At 40.6% G+C, this 1,536-nt stretch carries 1 protein-coding gene; it reads right to left on the bottom strand.

Annotation, left to right across the window (positions count from 1 at the left end; all coding sequences use genetic code 11):
• Nucleotides 1-272 precede the first annotated feature (272 nt).
• The gene (locus ODU45_RS09880) at nucleotides 273-1,433 is read right to left on the bottom strand and encodes an IS30 family transposase (RefSeq protein WP_398581230.1); all 1,161 of its coding nucleotides are present in this window, start codon (nucleotides 1,431-1,433) and stop codon (nucleotides 273-275) included.
• Between the last annotated feature and the right edge of the window lie 103 nt (nucleotides 1,434-1,536).

Here is a 1,536-nt window from a genome sequence, read left to right as displayed (position 1 = left end):
TGGTAAATTCTCAAAGTAAGTTCTAGTTCCTGTCCTTCCAGAAGTTACTTTGAGAAAACTGCATAACACCAACAGAATTTAGTCTCAGACTAAGTTCTGTTTTTGCCTAAAGCTGCAGATTCAAGGAATTTTTAGGGTTGAAAATGTTGAAAAAAAGAGTACACTAAAGTTACTGGCTCTGAGACATCTCAAAGTAAGTTCTAGCTATCTGGAATTTTGGATGGGACAAGTTCCTTTCTATTTTGAAATTATTTTTTGATAAAAACTAGCGATTATTTATCCAATAATCGAGGTGATTGGATGACGTTCTCAGGGTCAATTTTAGAGATTCCCAAAAGTGTTGCCAATTCCTCACCGTAGGTAAATGTAAAGAGTTCATAAGCGGATTTTCCGTTGAAAGCAGCTCGTTTGACACTGTTGACATGCGAACAAACTAGGTTGATGTCCTCCTGTGTCAAGTTGTCAAAACTAGTTCCTTTAGGAAGAATGTCTCTGATAAGTGTGTGATTCTTCTCGATTCTCCCCTTCTGGTCAGAACGATTAGGGTCACAGAAGAAGAGCTTTGATTCGCCACGAACATCCATTTCGATGTCGTCTACTCTGGCGAATTCACCACCATTGTCGGTCAGAATGACAGGAAATATTTCGCAGAAATTCATCTCCTTCTGATGCAGGTCGTTCTTGATAACGTAGAGGTGTTTAGCGACCTCATTAGCTGTTTTATTATCAAGTAATCGAGCGAAGATAAAGTTACAGAAGGAGAGGTTAAAGGTGAGAAGTACCTTTCCGCCGATCCGTCCAGTAACGGTGTCCATTTCCAGCCAATAGCTGATTCCTTTCTCTGTGAGAAAGCGTTGGAAGTCCTCGTAAGACCGTCCTTCTTTGGCAGTTTTAGGAATGGGTTGTAGTTTTCTGGTTCTCCGTTTTCTGAATTTCACGACACGGGGGAAATCAATAGGCTTTGTGGACAGATAGCCTTTTTCAAGGTATCGGTAGATAGAAGCTCTGGATGCCGCCAGTTCGTTTGAGGCGATGATGTGGTTGAGGTGTTGTCCTTTTTTGATGGCAGAAGAGACAATCTCGTCCATACGATAGAATTCTTCTTTATTTAGGGCAACACCTGTTCTCGACTCTGAGAGCTTAGCTTCATAATCAAGCTGAGCTCTTTTTGCGTAGTAGAACTGTTTCTGGTATCCACAATTGATTCTCTTTTTCGGACAGGCATTACAAACGTAGGGAGCCTTTTTGAGTAGAGGGCAGGCGCAATTGGAGGTACTAGAGTTCTCTTTTATCACCCTATTTCTCCGAACTTCTTTTGAGATTGTGGACGGGTCTTTTCCTAGCTTAACAGCGATAGCTGAGAAGGGCTTAAGTTGTTCAATTCCTATTTGAATATCATTGCGATCAGAGAGAGTTAAGTGTTTGTTTTTCATTGTCGGTTACCAACTTGTCCCATAGTAAGTTCTACCTTATTTCTTTGTCTCATTCTAGTTTCCAGTTTTTAAGACAGACTAGAACTTACTTTGGGAATTTACT

The organism is Streptococcus sp. 2022WUSS135 (genome assembly GCF_044427045.1).
Classification (GTDB): domain Bacteria; phylum Bacillota; class Bacilli; order Lactobacillales; family Streptococcaceae; genus Streptococcus; species Streptococcus hashimotonensis.
The sequence above is the reverse complement of the archived record's forward strand: the minus strand, read 5'-3'. Positions and strand labels throughout refer to the sequence as shown.